Source organism: Novipirellula aureliae (assembly GCF_007860185.1).
GTDB classification, from domain to species: domain Bacteria; phylum Planctomycetota; class Planctomycetia; order Pirellulales; family Pirellulaceae; genus Novipirellula_A; species Novipirellula_A aureliae.
Genome location: NZ_SJPY01000005.1, coordinates 412,710 through 432,380, shown reverse-complemented (window position 1 = coordinate 432,380; position 19,671 = coordinate 412,710). Strand labels below are relative to the sequence as shown.

21 protein-coding genes are annotated in these 19,671 nt (G+C 53.8%); 11 read left to right on the top strand and 10 right to left on the bottom strand.

Annotated features, from left to right (window positions below):
- Positions 1-37: 37 nt before the first annotated feature.
- On the top strand, positions 38-1,144 hold the full coding sequence (locus Q31b_RS16845; RefSeq protein ID WP_146600814.1) for an inorganic phosphate transporter: 1,107 nt from the start codon (positions 38-40) through the stop codon (positions 1,142-1,144).
- A gap of 189 nt (positions 1,145-1,333) precedes the next feature.
- On the opposite strand, the gene Q31b_RS29375 is transcribed toward Q31b_RS16845, so the two are convergent.
- On the bottom strand, positions 1,334-1,456 hold the full coding sequence (locus Q31b_RS29375) for a hypothetical protein (protein ID WP_261343865.1): 123 nt from the start codon (positions 1,454-1,456) through the stop codon (positions 1,334-1,336).
- A gap of 96 nt (positions 1,457-1,552) precedes the next feature.
- On the opposite strand from Q31b_RS29375, the gene Q31b_RS16835 reads away from it, so the two are divergent.
- Entirely contained in the window at positions 1,553-2,224 is a 672-nt protein-coding gene (locus tag Q31b_RS16835; protein WP_146600812.1) for a hypothetical protein, read from the top strand.
- A gap of 12 nt (positions 2,225-2,236) precedes the next feature.
- On the opposite strand, the gene Q31b_RS29370 is transcribed toward Q31b_RS16835, so the two are convergent.
- Positions 2,237-2,371, bottom strand: a complete 135-nt coding sequence (locus tag Q31b_RS29370; RefSeq protein WP_261343864.1) for a hypothetical protein — start codon at positions 2,369-2,371, stop codon at positions 2,237-2,239.
- Between the two features lie 295 nt (positions 2,372-2,666).
- Between Q31b_RS29370 and Q31b_RS16830 the strand changes: the two genes are divergently transcribed.
- Both Q31b_RS16830 and Q31b_RS16825 read left to right on the top strand, forming a co-directional pair.
- Positions 2,667-3,407: a hypothetical protein gene (locus Q31b_RS16830; protein WP_146600811.1), complete on the top strand. Its 741-nt coding sequence runs from the start codon at positions 2,667-2,669 to the stop codon at positions 3,405-3,407.
- A 261-nt stretch (positions 3,408-3,668) separates the two neighbouring features.
- Positions 3,669-4,418 carry a glycosyltransferase family 2 protein gene (locus Q31b_RS16825; RefSeq protein WP_146600810.1) on the top strand — a complete coding sequence of 250 codons (750 nt, stop codon included), beginning with the start codon at positions 3,669-3,671 and terminating at the stop codon, positions 4,416-4,418.
- 142 nt (positions 4,419-4,560) lie between these two features.
- Here the strand turns inward: Q31b_RS16825 and Q31b_RS16815 are convergent, their stop codons facing one another.
- Entirely contained in the window at positions 4,561-5,016 is a 456-nt protein-coding gene (locus Q31b_RS16815) for a hypothetical protein (protein ID WP_231617632.1), read from the bottom strand.
- A gap of 777 nt (positions 5,017-5,793) precedes the next feature.
- On the opposite strand from Q31b_RS16815, the gene Q31b_RS16810 reads away from it, so the two are divergent.
- Entirely contained in the window at positions 5,794-6,537 is a 744-nt protein-coding gene (locus Q31b_RS16810; protein ID WP_146600809.1) for a DNA alkylation repair protein, read from the top strand.
- 22 nt (positions 6,538-6,559) lie between these two features.
- Here Q31b_RS16810 and Q31b_RS16805 read toward each other — a convergent pair whose 3' ends face one another.
- Positions 6,560-7,066 (bottom strand): GNAT family N-acetyltransferase, encoded by a 507-nt coding sequence (locus tag Q31b_RS16805; protein ID WP_146600808.1) that lies wholly within the window; start codon positions 7,064-7,066, stop codon positions 6,560-6,562.
- Positions 7,059-7,340 (bottom strand): type II toxin-antitoxin system TacA family antitoxin, encoded by a 282-nt coding sequence (locus Q31b_RS16800; protein WP_146600807.1) that lies wholly within the window; start codon positions 7,338-7,340, stop codon positions 7,059-7,061. Before Q31b_RS16800 ends, Q31b_RS16805 begins: the two co-directional genes overlap by 8 nt.
- A gap of 143 nt (positions 7,341-7,483) precedes the next feature.
- Between Q31b_RS16800 and Q31b_RS16795 the strand changes: the two genes are divergently transcribed.
- Positions 7,484-8,080 carry an HD domain-containing protein gene (locus Q31b_RS16795; protein ID WP_146600806.1) on the top strand — a complete coding sequence of 199 codons (597 nt, stop codon included), beginning with the start codon at positions 7,484-7,486 and terminating at the stop codon, positions 8,078-8,080.
- Between the two features lie 9 nt (positions 8,081-8,089).
- Positions 8,090-8,548 carry a DUF1569 domain-containing protein gene (locus tag Q31b_RS16790; RefSeq protein ID WP_146600805.1) on the top strand — a complete coding sequence of 153 codons (459 nt, stop codon included), beginning with the start codon at positions 8,090-8,092 and terminating at the stop codon, positions 8,546-8,548.
- A 388-nt stretch (positions 8,549-8,936) separates the two neighbouring features.
- Here the strand turns inward: Q31b_RS16790 and Q31b_RS16785 are convergent, their stop codons facing one another.
- Both Q31b_RS16785 and Q31b_RS16780 read right to left on the bottom strand, forming a co-directional pair.
- The gene (locus Q31b_RS16785) at positions 8,937-9,563 is read right to left on the bottom strand and encodes an SOUL family heme-binding protein (protein WP_390622332.1); all 627 of its coding nucleotides are present in this window, start codon (positions 9,561-9,563) and stop codon (positions 8,937-8,939) included.
- A 372-nt stretch (positions 9,564-9,935) separates the two neighbouring features.
- The gene (locus Q31b_RS16780; RefSeq protein ID WP_146600803.1) at positions 9,936-10,706 is read right to left on the bottom strand and encodes a nucleotidyltransferase domain-containing protein; all 771 of its coding nucleotides are present in this window, start codon (positions 10,704-10,706) and stop codon (positions 9,936-9,938) included.
- Between the two features lie 109 nt (positions 10,707-10,815).
- Between Q31b_RS16780 and Q31b_RS16775 the strand changes: the two genes are divergently transcribed.
- On the top strand, positions 10,816-11,397 hold the full coding sequence (locus tag Q31b_RS16775; RefSeq protein WP_231617631.1) for a hypothetical protein: 582 nt from the start codon (positions 10,816-10,818) through the stop codon (positions 11,395-11,397).
- A 146-nt stretch (positions 11,398-11,543) separates the two neighbouring features.
- Here the strand turns inward: Q31b_RS16775 and Q31b_RS16770 are convergent, their stop codons facing one another.
- Both Q31b_RS16770 and Q31b_RS16765 read right to left on the bottom strand, forming a co-directional pair.
- Positions 11,544-12,419 (bottom strand): nucleotidyltransferase domain-containing protein, encoded by an 876-nt coding sequence (locus Q31b_RS16770; protein WP_146600989.1) that lies wholly within the window; start codon positions 12,417-12,419, stop codon positions 11,544-11,546.
- A gap of 196 nt (positions 12,420-12,615) precedes the next feature.
- Entirely contained in the window at positions 12,616-12,951 is a 336-nt protein-coding gene (locus Q31b_RS16765) for a polysaccharide lyase (RefSeq protein ID WP_146600801.1), read from the bottom strand.
- Between the two features lie 167 nt (positions 12,952-13,118).
- Between Q31b_RS16765 and Q31b_RS16760 the strand changes: the two genes are divergently transcribed.
- The gene (locus tag Q31b_RS16760; RefSeq protein WP_146600800.1) at positions 13,119-13,988 is read left to right on the top strand and encodes a hypothetical protein; all 870 of its coding nucleotides are present in this window, start codon (positions 13,119-13,121) and stop codon (positions 13,986-13,988) included.
- Positions 13,989-14,739: 751 nt separating this feature from the next.
- Here the strand turns inward: Q31b_RS16760 and Q31b_RS16755 are convergent.
- A complete protein-coding gene (locus tag Q31b_RS16755; protein WP_146600799.1) occupies positions 14,740-15,186 on the bottom strand; it encodes a UPF0158 family protein in 447 nt (148 codons plus the stop codon).
- Positions 15,187-15,707: 521 nt separating this feature from the next.
- On the opposite strand from Q31b_RS16755, the gene Q31b_RS16750 reads away from it, so the two are divergent.
- Together Q31b_RS16750 and Q31b_RS16745 are read left to right on the top strand one after the other, a co-directional pair.
- Positions 15,708-17,456 carry a DEAD/DEAH box helicase gene (locus Q31b_RS16750; RefSeq protein ID WP_146600798.1) on the top strand — a complete coding sequence of 583 codons (1,749 nt, stop codon included), beginning with the start codon at positions 15,708-15,710 and terminating at the stop codon, positions 17,454-17,456.
- Positions 17,453-19,384 carry a bifunctional DNA primase/polymerase gene (locus Q31b_RS16745; protein ID WP_146600797.1) on the top strand — a complete coding sequence of 644 codons (1,932 nt, stop codon included), beginning with the start codon at positions 17,453-17,455 and terminating at the stop codon, positions 19,382-19,384. The genes Q31b_RS16750 and Q31b_RS16745 overlap by 4 nt, the downstream gene beginning before the upstream one ends.
- The last annotated feature ends 287 nt before the right edge of the window (positions 19,385-19,671 follow it).

The window sequence follows — 19,671 nt, the reverse complement described above, 5'->3', positions numbered from 1 at the left end:
AGGCTAGAAGCCTAGGCTACGTTTTCGGAGTTTTTGTATGATCGTCTTTCTTGCCCTCGTTGCCGGCATCTTGTTAGCGTACGCCAACGGTGCGAACGACAACTTCAAGGGCGTCGCGACTTTGTATGGCAGTGACACGACGACGTACCGCCGAGCGCTCGTGTGGGCGACGGCTACGACAGCGGCCGGTTCATTGACGGCGGTTTGGCTCGCTCGCGAATTGCTGGCTCGATTCTCCGGCAAGGGGATCGTGCCGGATGCACTTGTTGCTCAGAGTGAATTCGGCGTTGCAGTCGCGTTGGCTGCGGGGGCGACGGTCATGCTCGCTAGCCGCTTTGGGTTTCCGATTTCTACAACCCACGCGCTCGTAGGCTCGATGGTCGGAGCGGCTGGTGCTTCAACCTACAGCGTTGATTGGCACGTACTTTCGTCAAAACTGATGGCACCGCTGCTGCTGAGTCCCCTGATCGCGATCGCTGCAACAGCGGCTCTCTATTTGACTTTTCGTCGAACTCGGATCGCGATGGGGATCACCAAAGAAACATGCCTTTGCAGCGGTCGTGAAGTCGTTGAGGTCGTGCCGATCGGGGCGGGAGTAATGGCAATGGCTCGTGCAGACGAGCTTTCGATTACGCTAGGGACCAGCGTAAGCTGCCGAGATCATTATGCCGGTAATCTTGTGGGTGTCGACGCTCGTCAGTCGCTCGACACCATGCATTTTCTTTCCGCCGGAATGGTGAGTTTCGCGCGTGGCTTGAATGACACGCCAAAGATCGCCGCGCTGCTATTGATTGTTCCAGCCCTGAATTCACTCACCGCGACAGTCTTCTGCGGCTTGGCGATCGCGATCGGTGGCTGGTTCGGTGCGAAGAAGATCGCCGAGAAACTGAGTCATGGGATCACCGAAATGAACGCAGGCCAGGGGTTCACCGCAAATCTCGTCACGTCGGTCTTGGTCGTGTTCGCAAGCCGCTGGGGGTTGCCCGTATCGACCACCCATGTTTCCTGCGGTGCACTGTTTGGAATCGGAACCGTGACAGGTCAAGCACACTGGAAGTCGATCGGTCAGATTCTGCTTGCCTGGATCACGACGCTACCTGTGGCCGCAACAATCGCTTGGATTGTTTTCCAGTTGCTCGTATGAATATAGCCCAATTCGGAAGTCAACTTATTCGACAGCCTATAGAGAGACTCGCTGTTTCGCAGCCGTATCGTGTCATTATATTCTCGCGGTTTCCCGAACCAGGGTTGACGAAAACTCGAATGATCCCGGCGCTCGGACCCGAGCGTGCGGCACAATTGCAGCAGGCACTCACAACGCCAAGGCGTGTTGTCAATCGTAATACCGACACTCAATGAGGAGCGATGGATCGAACCAACGCTGGAGCGAATCGGCGGATGCTCCGATGTTGAAGTGATCGTCGCGGACGGCCTCACAGACGAGAAAAGTTTTCAAGACAAAACTTTCTGTTGTAAGGAAACCTCATTGGTTTCGTCTTTCTTGTGCTGTAAGAAAACTACCTCGTCACTCGATTCTTCAAAGAGAAACAAGATGAACCGCATCCAACCAAAAACTCGCCGGTCGATCACTCGCCCATTCGTGATCGCCTTGACCGCACTGGCGTTCAGCTCGCTCCTCGCGATTGACGCTCATGCTCAGTCAGGTACGCGAACTCAACCGTCAGCTAGCCCTTCAACCGCTCCGTCTGGTAGCAGTACGAAGACGAACGCCAACTCGGTCGGACTGCAAGGTTATTGTCCAGTGTGCATCATCGAAATGAAAAAGTGGGTGAAGGGGGACGCACGGTTTGCGGCACAGCACGATGGCAAGACCTATCTGTTTCCAGGTGAAGAACAGAAACGAATGTTCGTCAATGCCCCGGCCAAGTACACGCCAGTTCTCGGCGGCGACTGTGTCGTTGCACTCGTAGAAATGGGAAAACGTGTCCCAGGCAGCCTCCAATTCGCTGCATTGCATGAAGACCACCTGTACCTTTTCTCCAACGAGAAAGCGAAAGGCATGTTTCAAGCGAACAAGGAAAAGTACGCCCACGCCGATATCGCACTCGGAGGCAAATGCTCGGTGTGTCGTATCGAAATGAACCAAGATGTTGACGGACGGGCCGAGTTCACCAGCCTCTACAAAGGCATGCGATACCTGTTCCCTGGCCAAGAACAGCAACAGATGTTCAATCAGAACCCGAGTAAGTACGAAGTCAAGTAACGTCGTCGGCTATTAGTTTTCAAACACGTCCGTGCTGGGATGCATCGCGTACCAAGCAAACCAGAACGCATGCATCCAGTGCAGCGATGGGTCTGCGTCGACAACTCGCAGTGTGTTGGTCTTGCGATCAACCTGAATCACGATCATGGCCTCACCCAACGAATCGCGTCAATCCATCGGCTGGGGCTCGCTGAGCCATCGTATTGGCCCGCGATTTCCCGTCCTTTGTCCAAACGCCGAGAAAGGGCGTCTTGGGCGGGAGTTGATTGTTTGTAGGTGTTGCCGGGGATATCAATTGATTCGTCGCAAAATACCGTGCATACGAATTCAGTCGGTAATTGCGACGATGGGTGAGCAACGAGGACTCGAACACTTCGACGGCAAAAACCAAGATTCAATATCTGCCTTCTAGAACAACTTAGTTCAAACTGCGAGCATGCCAATGAGTTCCTTTGTCCGAGTAGTCCGCCGCTGGCCGAACGCGGGATTCGGATCCTATCTTCTCACGACGATTGATACCGTTGCTGCGATTTTTGAGGCAGATTTGATTCCTGTGGTGAACTATCGCCACCGAAAGTCGATGCAACTGTACCGCACTTACGAGGGTGAGAACGTCTGGGACACGTTCTTTCACCAGCAACATTCTGTTGCCGAAGCAGTCGAGTGCCCTGAACTAACCGTTGATTTTGGAAAAAGGCAGAAGGTACCATGCCTGACCTACTATGAAGCGCGGTCCACCTTTCAGTCATTCGTGCAGCCGCGAGAGACGGTCGATCACTTTGCTACTCAACGAATGAACTACCGAATCGGACAGGGTGTTGAGTACGACTGCATCTATTTTCGCGGCACGGACAAAAAGAAAGAGCGACGTCTGGTCCCCTTTGAGCGATATGACTCAATCCTTGATGCGACCAACGGCCCGCTGGTCGCACAGACGGATCAGCAGTCCTTTGTCGACTATGTAAAAAAACGGAAGCCGGACGTGATCATCTTTCCAGAGTTGCGGTACTCCGCGACCGAGTCACCGCTCCACCAAGACTCTAGCCCAGGATTCCGAAAGGGCCTGGAGGCGTGGACTGTTGTTCGTATTTTGGCAGGAGCCCGACGACTCTATGCCAGTCGATCGAACATTACGACAGTCGCCAACCTCATGCGGAAGAATCCCGCTGAACACTTGAATTAGAGCATTTTGCAAAAAGCCGTAGGCTGCTTATTTAGTGGCTGTGGCTTCCAGCCGCAGCGTTCTTCTCAACTGGGGCTGGAAGCCCCAGCCACGTCAAAAATCAAAATGGTCTAGAAAAGCGAACCTCTTCTTAACTCCGCTGCTTCACAACAGTAGCAATCGCGGCGTCGTCAGATCAATCGCTGCATCTCCATTCAATGACCCATCGGGCAATGAGTCGCTGGTAAGAAACCATGTCGTTCAAAAAAGGAGGGAACCTCTTTGGCAATCCGAACGTCTGACATCACATTCTGCATAAAAACGATACACCGTCCGTGGTCCTGCCACCGGTTGGTCCAGTCGCTGCGCGAACACATCGCCGAGCCCACCATCGTCGTCGTCGATGACGGTCGGCCCGAGCTTCGTTTCAGCGAGAAGTATCCCGAAACCGCTAAGCACTGCACGGTCATTAATCTCGACCGGCGCGATGTGGGTGTTGGAGTCGGGCGTAACACAGCGATCGACGCGGCGCAGACCGAGTATATCTTTCTGCTCGACGATGATCACGTTATCACCGCGGACTTTCACATCGACCGCGTTTGCGAGTACTTCGCCGAACACGAACTCGACATCTTGGCAGTGCGTCAAGGAGGCGGCGGTCGACCTATGATGTTATCACCATTGATGAACGGCAAACGCATCTGGATGCATCGTGGTGAGAAGAGACGTGTCGGCACCGTCGCCTGGTGCGACATGGTCAGCAACGCGTTTCTGGCTCGCAAGGAAACGATCGGGACGCTCCGTTGGGACGAAGCCCTAAAAACCTACGAGCATTGGGAGTTTTTCTACCGAGCGAGCCACCTTGCCGAACTGCAAATCGCGGTCGCCACCGATTGTTCTGTCGTCCACGCACGTGTTGCCGGCACTGGCTACCGCGACCTGCGTGGAAGATCGAAGTTCCGTGCGATGGGACTTCGCAAACACGGTTTCCGATTATTGCGATATCCAGGAGGTCAAATCGTCCGTGCATGATCAAGCTACCTTCTGCATCAAGACGATTCATCGACCGCAGTGTTGTGCCGCGCTCGTTCGTAGCATCTACGACCACTAAGGCGATGCACAAACGAGAGTCCGGATACTGAGACGGTCTAGAAGTGACACAGCAATGCGGCTCTTAGCTCAACTCCGATGGGTCTGACTCTATCGGTAGTGCGTTTAGACGTCGGGTGCCGCTGGTGAAGATGCCAAAAGCAACCGACACACCAACAATCAATCCGATCATTACAATCGCTGGTCCTTGCCCATACGGACCAGCGAATAGAAACAAAACGCCAGGAGGCAAGAGGACGGCAAACGCAGAGAAAAGAAGCTGGCGATGAGGTATTGTTGGGTCATGCGGCCAGTTACGTGAGCGAAAACGGTAGACCAAACCGCCAAGAATACATCCTAACAGAACAACGGCAAATCCAATCGGATTCTGAAGTGCAAGAAAAGGTACCGAACCGAAGCCACCGACAAGCCCAAATCCGGCAATGTAGAGTGCAGGTCCGCGGCGAAGTCGCGAAGCTGCCACGTGTGTCTGATCTTTCGAATTCACCGTTGTTGGTGGTGCGTATGGATTGCTGGTCATAAAGATGAAGGATCAAAGAGCGAATTATTATGGATTTGGCGGCACTGTTTTGGTAGTTCGTGAATTCAGAAAGTCAAAGCCTCAGCGGTACTGGTGTCATCTTCACGAATAGCAAGGAATCTGATCGCAAACTGCCTTATCGAGTTGGATGAGGTCCCTCGTGATTCTGCCTGCGACTGAGCTCGACACTTTCGGATCCGCGGTTAAGTAGTAAGACGTCCGGCGGCGGCCCCAGAACGGCCCACAGCATATAGGGAGGACCGTCCCGCTTTGACCATGTCGAGAAAGGGAGCACTTCGGTGGAACTTTGTAGAACAATTGGATCTCCGGTCAAGTGATGTGGGCCGCGTAGTCTGATGACCAATACATTCTTATCTTCAACCCACGCCTCGATCGGTTGGTGCGGGCCTAGGTCACAAGCGGCGGGAATGGAATACTCTGTGACGAATATTCCTCGCTGCTTTGCCTGTGCGATCGAATTTGAAGAAGAGCCCACTGTGGGTGAGTTGCAACCTAGAAAAAAAGTCACAAGCAAAAATGCTGTCGCGGAAATTTGTCTCACATAAAGCTCTCTGAATAACCAGGTCGTCCCGGCACGGCTTTTGGTAACTCGCCGCTGCCGATTGGTGGCGATTCTGCCAGTGACGCTGCCGATCAAACCACCAAGGGAACTAGGACTATGCAGTCGTTCGTGCCTTTCGAGGATAGTCCACGACCAGTATAACTCAGACCTCATGTCGACTTCAACACTCACTCTAAGACAGCGGAGATCATAGCGTGACGGCGAAGCAGGTTCTTTCGGCGCTTCGTGAGGTGGCTCGCGAAGATAAGGCTGCGTTTCTGCCTGGGTTCTTTCAGGCTGTGCCCGGTGGGTACGGCGAAGGCGATCGGTTTCTCGGTTGCGTGGTTCCGGATCAGCGGAAGGTGGCTCGGCAGTTTCGTGATTTGTCACGTGACGATCTTGTAAAACTGTTTGCTTCGCCTTGGCATGAGTGCCGGCTGACGGGAATGTTGATTCTGGTTGGTCAGTATGAGCTGGCGGCGAAGCCGAAAAATCCTCATCGCGATTTTGAATGTCGAGAAATCGTGGACTTCTACTTGGCTAACCTGGACGCGGTGAACAATTGGGACATTGTTGATACGACGGCTCCGAAAATTCTCGGAGCTTGGCTGGTTGAAAACTACGATGAACGAGGCGTTCTCGATCGGTTGGCGGCGAGCGATGTGTTGTGGGAGCGGCGCGTGGCGGTGTTAGCTACTTTCTCGCTCATCAAGAACGACGAGTTTGAGGAGATCATCGAGCTTGCCGAGCGTCTGATGAGCGATGGGCACGACCTGATGAACAAGGCGATCGGATGGATGCTTCGCGAAATGGGCAAACGCGATCAATCGCGATTAGAAAAGTTCTTGAAGAAACATGCCAAGACAATGCCGCGAACGATGCTGCGTTACTCAATTGAAAAGCTGTCGAGGGAAGAACGAACGAAATGGATGGATAGAAGTTTGAAGGGTGAGGGGTGAACAGATCGCCGTTTGACCGACGCTAAGAAATGGAGTTGCGGATATCCTTGAGCAACATCATTAGATGAAGGTCGTTCGTGGGAGACGATTCAAATCCGAACTTCCTGTAGAAGGCCTGGGCTTGCTTATCCTTGGCGTGAACTAGCATCGCTCGCAGTCCGCCAATCTCCGACGCTTGCAACGTTCTTAGTACTGCGTCCTTGAGTAGCCCTTTGCCGATTCCGTTTCCTTGTTCGGTTACATCAACGGCAAGTCGCGCGAGCAGCATGATCGAAATCGGGTGCTGCGGCAGTCCCTTGGCGACTCGCGAAGTGGCAGTTCTGACTTCGATACTGCCGAAGGCGAGTGAGTAGAAGCTGACGACCTTTTTTCCTCGACAGGCAACGTAAGTGCGGGCAGATCCTGATTGATGGTTCGTTCGCGCGAACCGCACTAAGTACTCATTCAATGAAGCATCGCCACAATCAAAGCCGTCGAGCCGGTGTGATTTCAGTAGCGGAACCGGTGCTTCGAGTTGCGGTTCAGTCATCGAAAACGCCCGACTCCAAAAGCAGTTTCCTCATTGCAGGAATCTTTTTGGGCGGGGCATCGAGCGCCTTGCAGAACCTCTTCCATTGCTTCTCGTCCAAATGAAACTGGCTTTGGTCAGCAAGAATCGCCTGAGCTTCCGCGTAAGCTCTCTCTAGCACAAAGCCGCTCACGGTCGCTCCGGTGGCAATCGCAGCTCGAGAAATCACGTCCTTCTCATGCTCACTGACACGGATATTCAATCGTGTGGATTTACTATCACTGACGCTTGACATTTTGAGCCTCTATGCTGAGTCTACTGGCGTGAGTACATTGTATGCACGCGGTATCCAGGAGTCAACTGAAGTAGTGGATCTTGTTAAAGATCCTTCCAGTCCAGGATCTTTAACAAGATCCACTACAAGCACAACGAAATTCAATGATCGACCAAGTCGAAACAATCGTGCGGGAACGCATGGACGGACAGGCCGCCGGTCATGGCATGGATCATGTGCTTCGGGTGCTGGTGTCGGCTCGGGAGATTCAGGCTGATGCTGGTGGTGACTTGGGCATTGTCGAGTTGGCGGCTTTGCTGCATGACGTCGGCGATGCAAAGTTCCATGACGGCGTTGAACGGAGTGCCGAGTTTGCTCGCGAGATTCTGAGCGGCCTGGGTGCGGACGATGATTTGATCGAACATGTCGCTCACATCGTCGACAACATTTCGTTTCGCAAAGGGGAATCGGCCAAGCCGCTATCGCTAGAAGGCAAGATTGTGCAAGACGCGGATCGGCTGGACGCACTTGGTGCGATCGGGATCGTGCGGACGATCGAGTACGGCGCGGCATTTGGCCAGCCGTTCTATCTTCCTGATGCCGGCGATGCGAAGACGGGTGTTGGGCACTTCCACGAAAAGCTGTTCAAGTTGAAGGATTTGCTGAACACCGATGCGGCTCGGCGGATGGCGGAAGAACGAGAGTCGTTCATGCGAACGTTCTTGGACCAGTTCTTGCGAGAGAGCGGCGTGTCGCGTTAAACTGACCGCATGGAACAACTGCGTGAACTACACTTCGACGATCTGAACGCGGCGGCTGAAGAGACGCGGTCGCTACTGAAGAGCGGATACAACCGCAGTGGCAACTGGTCCCTGGGGCAAATCTGCCGTCACCTGACACTCGTGCAAGATCCGAGCGTCGATGGTTATCCGAAGTGGATGTCGCTCTTCGCGTTTTTGCGTCCTGTGATGCGGCGGATGCTCTTGCCGAAAATTCTTAGCGGCGATTCACCTCGTGGAATTCGTACAGCGTCGATGTTTGTTCCGCCGGCCGATCTGGATGACGCGCGAGAAGTTGAGGCTTTTGCTGCAAGCGTGGCTCAGTTCTACGCCCACGTTGGTGACTATGCTCCGCATCCAGCGTTTGGGCGATTGCCGCGTGAGCGGATTGAGCAAATCCATACTGCACATGCCGCTCACCACTTGCGTTTTCTAACACTCCGCGACTGATGTTTTTTCGCGTCCTATGAGTACCTTCGAGCTTGAGCGGTGTTTCATGTTCGTGTGACGTATCGTCGGCCGAAAATGTTTTTTGCAGAAGATGAGATTTTTGGCGAACCATCGGGATGCGAAAGCGTCTAAGCCCTCACACGCTTACGATGTTCCGCACGAGGGTAAGAGCTATCCGCCGCCCGCAATTGTCGCTTTGGCCGCACGGATACTTACCGGATTTCTTCCTGAGCCGGGTTTTCGAGCTGGAAAGGGGACGAAGTGCTTTCAAATACTTGAACGAAATGGCTTTCAGATTTCTAGGAAGAAAGCGTGAAGGTTAAGTTGCCAAGTCGATCATCCAAGTACTCGGTTGGAAAGGAAATAGGTGGTGCCGTTTACTCATGAACTACTTCAACCGGATGAGGATTTCGTTGCGACGCATTGGGCCGGGCGTCCAAGGTGGGTCGTAGGACGCGGATTCAACTCCGTTAGATTCGGGTGAGTCGTCGGGAACGAGGCCTTTCGAATCCATCCAGGCGCGAAGTTTGGCTTCGTTCTCTTTGGCGAGCTTGGCGTTGAGTCGGCCAGAGAAACGGACGACCGCGAAACGGCCGCCAGCTCGCTTGTGAACGTCGACGTCGGGGCCCGTGGGCGATGGCACGCCTTCGACGGCGACCTCCTTCGGCATCACGAATCCCATTTGGACTTCCGAATCGGTTTTGTCGTTCTCCATGAGCGGTTTGCTTTCCATGAAGACCGGCGTTGTCATGGAGATCTTCTGTTCAGATTCGTTCGCGCCCGATATGTAGCGGAACAGTTTCATGAAACTGCCGTCGCGACCCTGGGCGTCGATCTTGGTGGACGTGGCGACCAGCATCAGGTCGGGGTATTCCCGGACTTCAAAGTTGTCGTCGGATTCGATGACCTTGTATTCGGCTGATTCATAGGCGGCTCGCGTGGTTCTGTTCCACGCGAACACTCCCATTAAAACCAATACCGCGATACTCGTGAAATACACCATTCGTTTTCGCATCATCTAATCACCTGACGAAAATTATGTAGTGACGATTCAGAAATCGAATCGTTCACTATGGAAGGATAGATGTCTGGCAAGGAGGGATGAAGTTTTAGGGGTGAGGGGTGTCCAAGTCGGTTTATCGAGTGCGTCGTACCAGTCTCGCCAGGTCATGGAAGGAAGTTTGAAGAGTGAAGGGTGAAGTTTGAAAATCTAGCTTTCGAATTTGCGAAACTTGCTGCGAAAGTGGTCGCGGATTAATAGGTAGTGGATCTTGTTAAAGATCCGGTGGGGGAACGGGATCTTTAACAAGATCCACTACGAAGAGGGGAACGGGATCTTTAACAAGATCCACTACGAAGAGGGGAACGGGATCTTTAACAAGATCCACTACGAAGAGGTTGGGCTAAAGTTTCCAAGACGCAGGCGAACGAGCAAATCGTTCAGAGCCGGCCTTGCCGTAGGCAGGTCGCGTAGATTGGATACTTCATACGCGGCTTCCAATTCAGCGGTCAGTCGTTCGTACTGCGTCGTGTGAAAGTCCAGATCAGCCGCACTGAGCGTTCCCTTCTCGGGGCCGGATTGCTTTTGGGCAATCAGGTCTCCGAGGAATGGCAGCTTGGCGGTTTCGTTACGCTTGACAAGGTTGGCTTCGACTTCGCCGGTGCGCATCAGATGGATGCCCGTCAGCAGGACGCGGTAAACGTACAGCAGCGGTTTGACCCTTGGCGGTGATTCTTTGCCGAACAGCTTCCACTGGGTTGCGGCGAAGCCGAGGTAGTGATGGGCGTGATGCTTGGTGATGCAGTCGGCGGCGATCGACTTCAATTCCGCGAACTCGTCGGCCTCAAAGACGACCAGAGGCGAAAAGATCTGTTCGAGCACGTAGCCGTTTCGGCGGAGCATTAGAGCGAAGAATTTTGATGCGTCGTGTGTGACCAAGTCGATTTCTAACCCATCGTAGATGCCTTCCTTTTCGACGGTTTGGTCGCCATCATCCAGTCCCAACACCGTTTCAATAGGCAGCAGATGAACGCCGCGAAGATCGAAGTCGGAATCGGGCGATGGGAAGCCGTACAGATGCGCACCGCTGATCGTGGCGAACAACAGCGGGTGAGGATGCACACTGACGTGCTGCATCATTTTGTCGTAGTCGATCATAAGTGTAGTGGATCTTGTTAAAGATCCTGGGCGTGGGGAAAATTGGTATAACGGTGGGATCTTTAACAAGATCCACTACGGGTAATACGGGTATTACGGGGGATTGAGGATGTCGAAGCGTGATCATTTGAAGCGACTGCCTCTGGAACGTTACCGTGGACAGGCGATGGTCCATTGGTCGCTAACCATTCGCGGACGAAGAACAGGTTGGTTGACGGTTCCTTTTTATTATCGCTTTCGTGAATTGTTGGCACACGCTTGCTTCAGGTATGGGTTCGCTTGTCCGATGTTCTGTTTGATGCCGGATCACTTTCACATGCTTTGGGCGGGATTATTCGATGGCTCGGAACAGTTGTTGGCGATGAAGCATTTTCGTAAGTCGGTGAATCAGTCATTGAAACGGATCAAGTTTGATTTGCAGGATCAAGCGTACGATCACGTCCTGGCGGAATCTGAACGGATCGATAATTCGTTTCGCGAGGTTTGTGACTACATCGCTCGCAATCCTGAGCGAGCGGGGTTGGTTCCAGTCGATGAATACGCAAGCTACCCGTTTACCGGAGTAGTGGTTCCTGGGTATCCGCGGCTTCGACCGTTTGACGCGAGCTTTTGGGACGAGTTTGATCGAACGGTGTCCTATCTTATAAAGGAAGGTTTGCTGCGGTTTGAGATGGGTAGTGGATCTTGTTAAAGATCCTGAGGGTTGGAGAAATTGGTATAACGGTGGGATCTTTAACAAGATCCACTACGGGTATTACGGTATAACGGTGGGATCTTTAACAAGATCCACTACGGGTATTATAACGGTGGGATCTTTAACAAAATCCACTACGGGTATTACGGGAGATTGGTGTCGATAGCTCGCTGGCGTGCTCGGATCAGAAACGCATTGGCGCGTTCGTAGTCGGGGCGGTCGGGGAGCGTGGTGGTTTTGAACGCGGATTCAAATTCGGACTGCAGGCGTTTTCGCCATCGGTCTGCTTCGTCGAACGACATCTCGCCGCGTTTGATCGTGAGTAGGCTCTCGCGATGCTCGCCGACATCGACGATCATCACGCCTTCGCGAAGAACATATGTGCCTGACAGCAACAGTCGGATCAAATGCATGACGTGCTTCCACTTCACGCGGCCTTGATTGCGAATGTCGGTTTGCATCTTCTTGAATTGTGACGCGACGTAGCCTGAGAACGTTTGGAAAACGAGCTTCGACAGGAACGCTTCTCGCATCGCCAGCAGTTCTTCGCCGAGCGGCGTAACGTTTTCGACGATGGGTGAATAGAGACATTCCAAGACGTTCGGGTTCGCCTTGAGCGCCAACACGATGAACTTCTGCAGCTCCCAGTACACCTCCTGCGTTTCATCGTTCTCGAGTTGCTCGGGAACGCCGTACAACGACCAATGCAAATCAGCCGGCGGCAGATAGACGCCGCGGCGGTCTGTGTCGGAGGCTTCATCGTCGAGACCGTATGCCCGCGAGCCGATCACGCAGCGATAGATGACTCGTTCGAACAGCCCATCGCTGGCCAGCGGTGCACTACGATCGCGAATTTGGCTGGCTTTGAATTCTGACAGACGAACGAGTTGGTCGTGATGAATCGGAGCCTCGAACCCATCGCTGAACTTCACGCGATAGGCGTGCGTGCGATCAACAGGCGAGCGAACAATGACTCCAACCGCACCTGCCGGATGTGCAATACGATCATTCACAGCCATCACGTCTTTTTGGGCCACGACCTGAGTGCCAACGGAGTAGATTAGGTTTTCGTTCAAGATTCTGATCCGTTAGCCACGGTTGCTTGGGCCAATTTGAGTTGTTTGACATAGTCAAAAATGCGGTGATCCGGCTCCATGCCCGACCAGTGCAAGCAGCGATTTGACACTAAATTGTAAGTTGTGGTTCAGCGGTTTCTCACAATGATCGTGTTGCAGCAGGCATTCTACCAAATCGACGAATTGCTAGGCCGGTCATATAGACGTGGTAGTCGAACTTAGCAGTCCAGGTGCCGCCGTAGTAGAGGTTCAGCCAGGCGGTTTCGATCTTAAGAGTATCCGCGTCGCGCATCCGCACATCGTTCTTCTCGAAGACAAGTTTTTCATCGACCCAGCCTTGCAGAATCCCGTCGTTCTTCCCGAGCGTATTCTGTCGCGTTTGCTGCTCGATGCAATAGGGTTTTTGGTTTATAGATGGTATCGTGTTCGGAGCCTTGTGGTCGGCAGGGATCATCTGGAAATAGACGAATACCATGTCCATTTCTAATAATCAATTGCCGGGCGTCGCAGCCCAATCCGCAAGGTGACAATGTTTACGTCGCGGTTGGGGTCAGCGTATCGAACGTCTCGATGATTGTTGGCGATGACGGCGGCGAACCGTCCCACTCATTCACAGCTCCTTTTTCAAAAATCAGTCACCAAATGCAAACTTTTCAAACAACCATTGGCAGACGGTCTGGGTGGCCGTGGCTCTCGACGCTGCTCTTATCAGCGTTGGCGATCAGTTCGGCAAAAGCGGATCCGAATGAAATCGATGCGGAAAGCTGGCGGAACCAAAAGTTGAAGGAAATTGCCACGAAAATTCAAGATGCTCAATCAAGCGAGGATCGGCTCGAATACGTTGCGAGACGGTCTTGGCTTCAGCAATGGGAACCTGGACAGATGCTATCGGCGCCGACACAAGCACCCGCCGAACCAGCCTTGGTCGAGGAACCGTCGCTGGGCGAGTTAGAAGGGCCACCAGGAATCGAACCGCAGGTTTGGCAGCGGATGATCTCGTCCCAGACAGAATTGTTGGCGATTGATACAGACGATTCTCGGAAGGAAAACCTCCGCAGGATCATCGCGTCAGCAAGCCAACTGGAAGAGTGGCTGTCCAACAAGCTTCCTGTTGAATCCCAGCAATTGCCCGCACCAACAGCATGGGTGCTTGCCTTCACTCGATACCGACTCGGCCGAGCGTTGGCTTATCGAGAACTACCGAGCGTGAGAGAGCGATGGCCGATTTCAGAACCAGTTCAGTATCAGAAACGACTCTTGGAGGCTTACCAGAGGTTGCTGGATCAGACAAAAGGCGTTCGTCCGGAGTTCATTCTTTTGGAGGATCGGATTTTGCGGCGATCAAGTAAAAGAGGTCGGGCCTTGGAATTGCTTGAATCGCATCAGGGGGTAATTCAAGCAAAATGGTACCTGAAGAAGAGGCGAGATTTGCTAGAGGAACTTGGATGGCAACCGCCCTATCAAGAAGCGGCCCGAATCTACTTCGAAGCAGGCTACCGCGATGACCCGTGACCAATCGTTCGTCTTCACCGCTTACCGCCAACCAGGCGACTTCGACGATAGCCTGAATGACATTCACCAGTGGTACGACGCGACATAACCCAGAGCCCAAACATGCAACTTCCCGCTGGGTTATTCGCTAACCGACGTTCTTCCCATAACCCGAATGCCGAGACATCCCGCCAGATCTGCGAACCGTCTGGCCCACGCAACTTCTCTGGACGTTCAAACACGTCTCGGACCCGGAAGTAAATTAAAGGTCGGCATGCTCAGCATGCCGGCCTTTTTGCTTTTTTACCCAGTAAATCGCGGTGTTTCGTCGTGGTGTCTCGGATCAATCCGTTCTTCGTTTCTTGGCAAGCCGAGATAACCCGACGACCTCCAGGTTATGGGATCGGGGTGATTTGGCCCGATTTCTTGACTTCTTCGTTTCTCTGTCGCTCCGGGTTAACGAATGTCCGACTCCCTGGGGTCGAATCGGATTCGAAAAGGATTAACGTGGCAAATCGCTGGGGTTTTGAGCCATTTTCAATTGAGGGGGTGGCCAGCCAGCCATTTGCGGAAATTTCTCCGCAGAGAAACAGAGAAAAGCCGGGTAATGACAAATGACGCCCATGCAACCCTACACGACCGATACCTCCGTCGAAGCCGAGGCGATTCAACTGGAGCTGTTGCGGCGAATGTCGCCGGCGGATCGAAACTTAAGAAGCAGAGAAACATCATAACTTTCTCCGAATCGCTCAATTCGTTCAGGAACGTTTGGTTATCCGCCGTCCGAATCGTCCCTTGTATAGCGAATGTCGTTATCGGCGCACCATTGCAGGATCGCAGTTCGTTCATGCTCAGCCTCGTATTGGTGCCAAGACTCGAGCAGGTCATTCCGATCGAGCAAATCCTTGAAGCGGCGAAAACCACCGCGTCCACGAAAAGCGTCGCGAACATCATCGAGCAACGATGGTGCAGTTTCGGATGCGAATTGAATGGCGAGCTGCGAGCCAAGACCAAAATCGCGTGTGTCGGGTATGGCAACATAGCGAGCCGTGTCGTCGAAATCGTCGGGTTCGTCGTCGGAATCACCCAGCATCGAGAAGTAGAGCGAGTTTCCCGTATGACGATCAAGATACGCATCGTTGGAGCGATCGTCGAAGTTTGCGTATTCGAACGCCATTTCGATCGTATCGAAGGCGAATACAACGTTGGGTCTTGTCATCGAGAGCAACCTAATTGGCAGAAACGAGGTAAGCGGATTTCGGTTGGGAAACGGCACGCATCACCGGGCGGCGGGGGCACGGCAACCATTTGTGAAAACGGACCTCCGCCGCTTCGTGTGCATGCGATGGTTCGTCATTTGTTGGCGTGGCGATTGCGCTGTTGGTCGAGTGTGTTTTCGTGGGCTAAAAGCTGCGATAGGTCATCGGGCCTTATCTCCCGACGATCGAGCGTGAAGCTAGTATGAGGTTTGTCTGGATTGAGGATTTTCGTGTCCTGGCCGACCGCCAGGGCCAACAAAACACCCAGGCAAAACACCCAGGGACAGCAAAACACCCAGGGACAGAGCATGATTTTGGTGGATTCACAAAACACCCAGGGACAGAGCATGATTTTGGTGGATTCATAACACCCAGGTAACACCCAGGGACAGAGCATGATTTTGGTGGATTTGCCTTTTCCCTAACCGAGGTATACGATTCCTGGTGATTCTGCTGATGCTTTTCTCTCGGGAGGTGTGTGATGGTTCGGTTGGCACGTAGCGAGGTGTTTGATCCGCAAGAGGTCGTTATCGCCCATCTGTACAATCGGACCTGCCGACGCTGTTTCCTGATGGGAAATGACCAAGTGTCCGGCAAAAACTTCGACCACCGGAAAATCTGGATCGAAAAGTATCTGCAACAGTTTGCGGTCGTTGTCATTCCGACCGCTGGCGGCAAAACGCCTACGATCGCGACGATCTGTGACGACGCGGTCAATCTCTGGCAAGGCCGCGTCTTGATCCTGGCTCACGTCAAGGAACTTTTGCAACAAGCTGCTGAGAAGTTGACCGCGGTTTGCCCGAGCGTCCACTTTGGTGTCTTTTCGGCCGGCCTCGGCAAACGCCAAACCAATGGCGATGTCGTCATTGCCGGCATCCAGTCCGTGCATCATCGAGCCGAAGAACTGGGGCACTTTGATTTGGTCCTGGTCGACGAATGTCATCTGGTGCCCAAAGAAGGCACCGGCATGTATCGACGGTTTCTGGCCGATACCAAGCGAATCAATCCGAACTTGCGTGTTGTCGGGTTCACCGCGACGCCGTATCGACTGGACAGCGGTTCGATCTGTGACGCAAGCGGTCCGTTGCACGAGATCGCTTATGAAGTCGGCGTGATGGACCTTATTCGCGATGGTTACCTCTGCCGTCCAACCGCTAAGGCAGCCAAACAGAAAGCTGACACCTCTTCATTGAAGGTTCGCGGTGGTGAATTTGTTGCTGGCGAGACCGAAGCGTTAATGAACACTGAACCGATGGTGGAATCCGCGTGTGACGAGATCATCGCGGCAACCATCGATCGAAACTCATGTTTGATCTTTGCTGCGGGCGTCGACCATGCTCATTCGATCGCTCTCGCTTTGAAGCAGCGAGGTAAAGAGTGCGAAGTTGTGACTGGCGAAACCAGACAAGACAAACGAGATCAAACGCTTGACGACTTTCGCAACCAGCGATGCAAGTACCTCGTCAACGTCGGTGTTCTGACCACAGGCTTTGATGCCCCCACAATCGACTGTGTTGCGCTTCTGCGTCCCACGATGTCGCCTGGACTTTACTACCAAATGATAGGCCGCGGCTTTCGATTGTATCCCGGCAAAGAAGATTGCTTGATTTTGGACTTTGCCGGCAACGTGATGCGTCATGGTCCGGTGGACTGTATCGCACCACCGACGCCGCAGCGAGATGATCGGCCCAAAGCCAAAGAGTGTCCGCAATGTGGCGCCATCGTCGCGGTCGCCAAACGGGAATGTCCATCCTGCAACCATGAATTCCCGGTTATTGCGGAACCCCGTGTGATCAGTCACGCCAATCGGCCTGCCTCGGCAGCGGTGTTGTCGGAGGACATCACCGAGCAAACGCACGAGGTCCAAGACGTACTCTACAGCGTTCACACCAAACGCGACGCCGAAGAGGACGATCCGAAGTCGATGTGCGTTGAGTATGTCATCGGAATCAACTTTCATCACCGCGAGTACGTCTGTTTTGAGCACACTGGGTTCGCTCGCACCAAAGCGGTTTGGTGGTGGCGAGAGCGATCCAATGAACCGGTGCCCGACAGCTCGGCCGAAGCGGTTTCGTTGGCAACCCGCGGCGCACTCGCATTTCCTGAAGAGATCACGATTCGAAGTATCGCTGGCGAAAAATTCGATCGGATCATCGACGCCAGGCTAACCGACAAACCGGATGCGTGTCTCGCCGGCATGGATGACTACGATGACGAGGTTCCGTTTTGACTTTCCAAGCAACTCTCTCCAAACTTCACGACGCCGCGCTCACGCTGGCCGATCTCGGCTACGCGGTATTTCCTTGCGCGTCAGGCACCAAGCAACCGATCACGCCGCATGGATGCAACGACGCGACGAACGACCTGGATACCATCGAGGATTGGTGGCGAAAATCGCCTTCGGCCAACATCGGCGTTTCGACCAATGGCATCTTCGTGCTTGACGTTGACGTCGGTAGCCATTGGTTGCTCGAAGATCCCGAGCGGTCGATGGACCTCGCCGTTGCACCGTTGTCGTTAACCGCACGAGGCGGCCGGCAATACTTCTTTCGCCGTCCCGAAGGCGTCGCGTGGAAGAACTGGAACAGCGAGCTTGCCAAGTTCGTCGACATTAAAGTCGATGGCGGTTACGTCGTTGTTCCGCCGTCGGTCCTCAAAGGCGGTGGGCGGTACCGCTGGGCACCGACAATGGAACTCGACGTCGGTCCGGAAGATCTGCCGTTGCCGCCGCAGTGGTTGGTCGATGATCTCAATCGTCTATCCGACGGCAACTCATCCGATCGTGTCACCACGACCGAGGTCGGCGGCAACCGAATCCCCGCCGGCCAACGCAACGGCACACTAGCCCGACTGGGCGGCACGATGCGGCGAGCCGGAATGTCGGTCGACGAAATCGCTGCCGCCATTCAGGAAACGAATCGAGTTCGCTGCGTTCCGCCAATGGATCGCGATGAGGTCGATCGGATCGCGGCCAGCGTTGCTCGGTACGAGCCTGATCAAATCAATGTCGCTACGATCGAGAATCACTTCGAGCAAGATCGCCGGGCTGCCGAAGAGAAACTGTTCAACATCGTCTCCAGTCGCGATCTCGACGCGTCGCAGTACGATATGGAATACCTCATCAACGGAATCCTCGTCCGAGGACAACCGTCGATGATCGCCGGCCCAAAGAAAACGCTCAAAACCAATATCAGCGTCGACCTAGCGTTATCGCTCGCCGAAGCGACACCGTTTCTTGGTAAATTCGATGTCAATCTAGCCCGACGCGTCGGCGTGATGTCAGGCGAGTCCGGTGCGGCAACGATTCAGGAAACCGCACGCCGAGTCGCGCGTGCCAAGCAGCTCCGTTTGGCAGATTGCGACGGAGCTGTATGGTGTTTTGACGTTCCGCAACTGACCAACCAAGAACACATCGACGCAATGAAACGCGTGATTGAGGACCACGCACTTGACGTGTTGATCCTCGATCCGACCTATTTGATGATGCTCGGACTGGGCAACGACGCCGGCAACCTGTTCATCGTGGGCGGTCTGCTCAAATCTATCGGCGAATTGGCGCAAGAGACCGGCTGCACGCCGATCCTGTGTCACCACCTCAAGAAGAGCATTGCCGACCCATACGAACCAGCGGAACTGGAAAACATCGCGTGGGCTGGCTTTCAAGAGTTCGTCCGTCAATGGATCTTGCTTAACAGACGCGTCAAATACGATCCCGGACGTGGCGGCCATCACGAACTATGGATGAGTGTGGGTGGCTCGGCCGGCCACAGCGGTTTGTGGGGCGTTGATGTACAAGAGGGAACGCGTGACGACCCCGGCGGACGTCGTTGGGACGTGAGCGTGCTGGAGGCGAGTGATGCGTACGAACTCCGTGAGCAGGCCGGTGACTTGGTATCGGAAGAAAAACAAGAACGACGGAAACAGTCAAAATTTGATCGCAGGAAACAACAGATTGTTGAGTCACTCAGCACTTTCCCAATGGGGGAATCCCTTCGTGGAATTAGTGCAAACGTCTGTATGCGAGACCGTACAGCCAAGGAAGCATTGGAGATTCTGATCGATGAAGGAGTAGTAGAAACGTGCCAGTGTCAAAAGGGTCGAAGCAAGTTTACCGGATACAAACTGGTCTCCCAAAACGGAAATACAAACGATGCTTAACGTGCCGCCCCGGGTTTTAACGCGCGCCCCGGCGGCGCGTTTTAACGTGCCGCCCCCAGTGGGCGACGCGTCGCCGTCAGCGCGTTCTGACGTGCCGCCCCCGGGCGTATATATATACGCCCGGGGCGGCGCGTCGTTGGCACGGTGGCGGCGAGTAAATCGGGGCGCGCGTTGGAGCGAAGAAAATGAGTGGGTCCTCCGCGGCCAAACACTTCTTGTGGGGGCTACCGGAACAGCAGCCTTATTAGGCACAGTTAGTTTTGATTGTCCGAACGAGAATTATTGGT

What these genes read in the sequence shown, in the direction of transcription:
- Q31b_RS16835 (WP_146600812.1), top strand. Translation starts at nt 1,553, where the DNA reads ATGAACCGCATCCAACCAAAAACTCGCCGGTCGATCACTCGCCCATTC.
- Q31b_RS16845 (WP_146600814.1), top strand. Translation starts at nt 38, where the DNA reads ATGATCGTCTTTCTTGCCCTCGTTGCCGGCATCTTGTTAGCGTACGCC.
- Q31b_RS16805 (WP_146600808.1), bottom strand. Translation starts at nt 7,066, where the DNA reads ATGACTGAACCGCAACTCGAAGCACCGGTTCCGCTACTGAAATCACAC.
- Q31b_RS16790 (WP_146600805.1), top strand. Translation starts at nt 8,090, where the DNA reads ATGGAACAACTGCGTGAACTACACTTCGACGATCTGAACGCGGCGGCT.
- Q31b_RS16795 (WP_146600806.1), top strand. Translation starts at nt 7,484, where the DNA reads ATGATCGACCAAGTCGAAACAATCGTGCGGGAACGCATGGACGGACAG.
- Q31b_RS16785 (WP_390622332.1), bottom strand. Translation starts at nt 9,563, where the DNA reads ATGCGAAAACGAATGGTGTATTTCACGAGTATCGCGGTATTGGTTTTA.
- Q31b_RS16775 (WP_231617631.1), top strand. Translation starts at nt 10,816, where the DNA reads ATGTCGAAGCGTGATCATTTGAAGCGACTGCCTCTGGAACGTTACCGT.
- Q31b_RS16750 (WP_146600798.1), top strand. Translation starts at nt 15,708, where the DNA reads ATGGTTCGGTTGGCACGTAGCGAGGTGTTTGATCCGCAAGAGGTCGTT.
- Q31b_RS16755 (WP_146600799.1), bottom strand. Translation starts at nt 15,186, where the DNA reads ATGACAAGACCCAACGTTGTATTCGCCTTCGATACGATCGAAATGGCG.
- Q31b_RS16760 (WP_146600800.1), top strand. Translation starts at nt 13,119, where the DNA reads ATGCAAACTTTTCAAACAACCATTGGCAGACGGTCTGGGTGGCCGTGG.
- Q31b_RS16815 (WP_231617632.1), bottom strand. Translation starts at nt 5,016, where the DNA reads ATGACCAGCAATCCATACGCACCACCAACAACGGTGAATTCGAAAGAT.
- Q31b_RS16780 (WP_146600803.1), bottom strand. Translation starts at nt 10,706, where the DNA reads ATGATCGACTACGACAAAATGATGCAGCACGTCAGTGTGCATCCTCAC.
- Q31b_RS16830 (WP_146600811.1), top strand. Translation starts at nt 2,667, where the DNA reads ATGAGTTCCTTTGTCCGAGTAGTCCGCCGCTGGCCGAACGCGGGATTC.
- Q31b_RS16770 (WP_146600989.1), bottom strand. Translation starts at nt 12,419, where the DNA reads ATGGCTGTGAATGATCGTATTGCACATCCGGCAGGTGCGGTTGGAGTC.
- Q31b_RS16765 (WP_146600801.1), bottom strand. Translation starts at nt 12,951, where the DNA reads ATGGTATTCGTCTATTTCCAGATGATCCCTGCCGACCACAAGGCTCCG.
- Q31b_RS16800 (WP_146600807.1), bottom strand. Translation starts at nt 7,340, where the DNA reads ATGTCAAGCGTCAGTGATAGTAAATCCACACGATTGAATATCCGTGTC.
- Q31b_RS29370 (WP_261343864.1), bottom strand. Translation starts at nt 2,371, where the DNA reads ATGATCGTGATTCAGGTTGATCGCAAGACCAACACACTGCGAGTTGTC.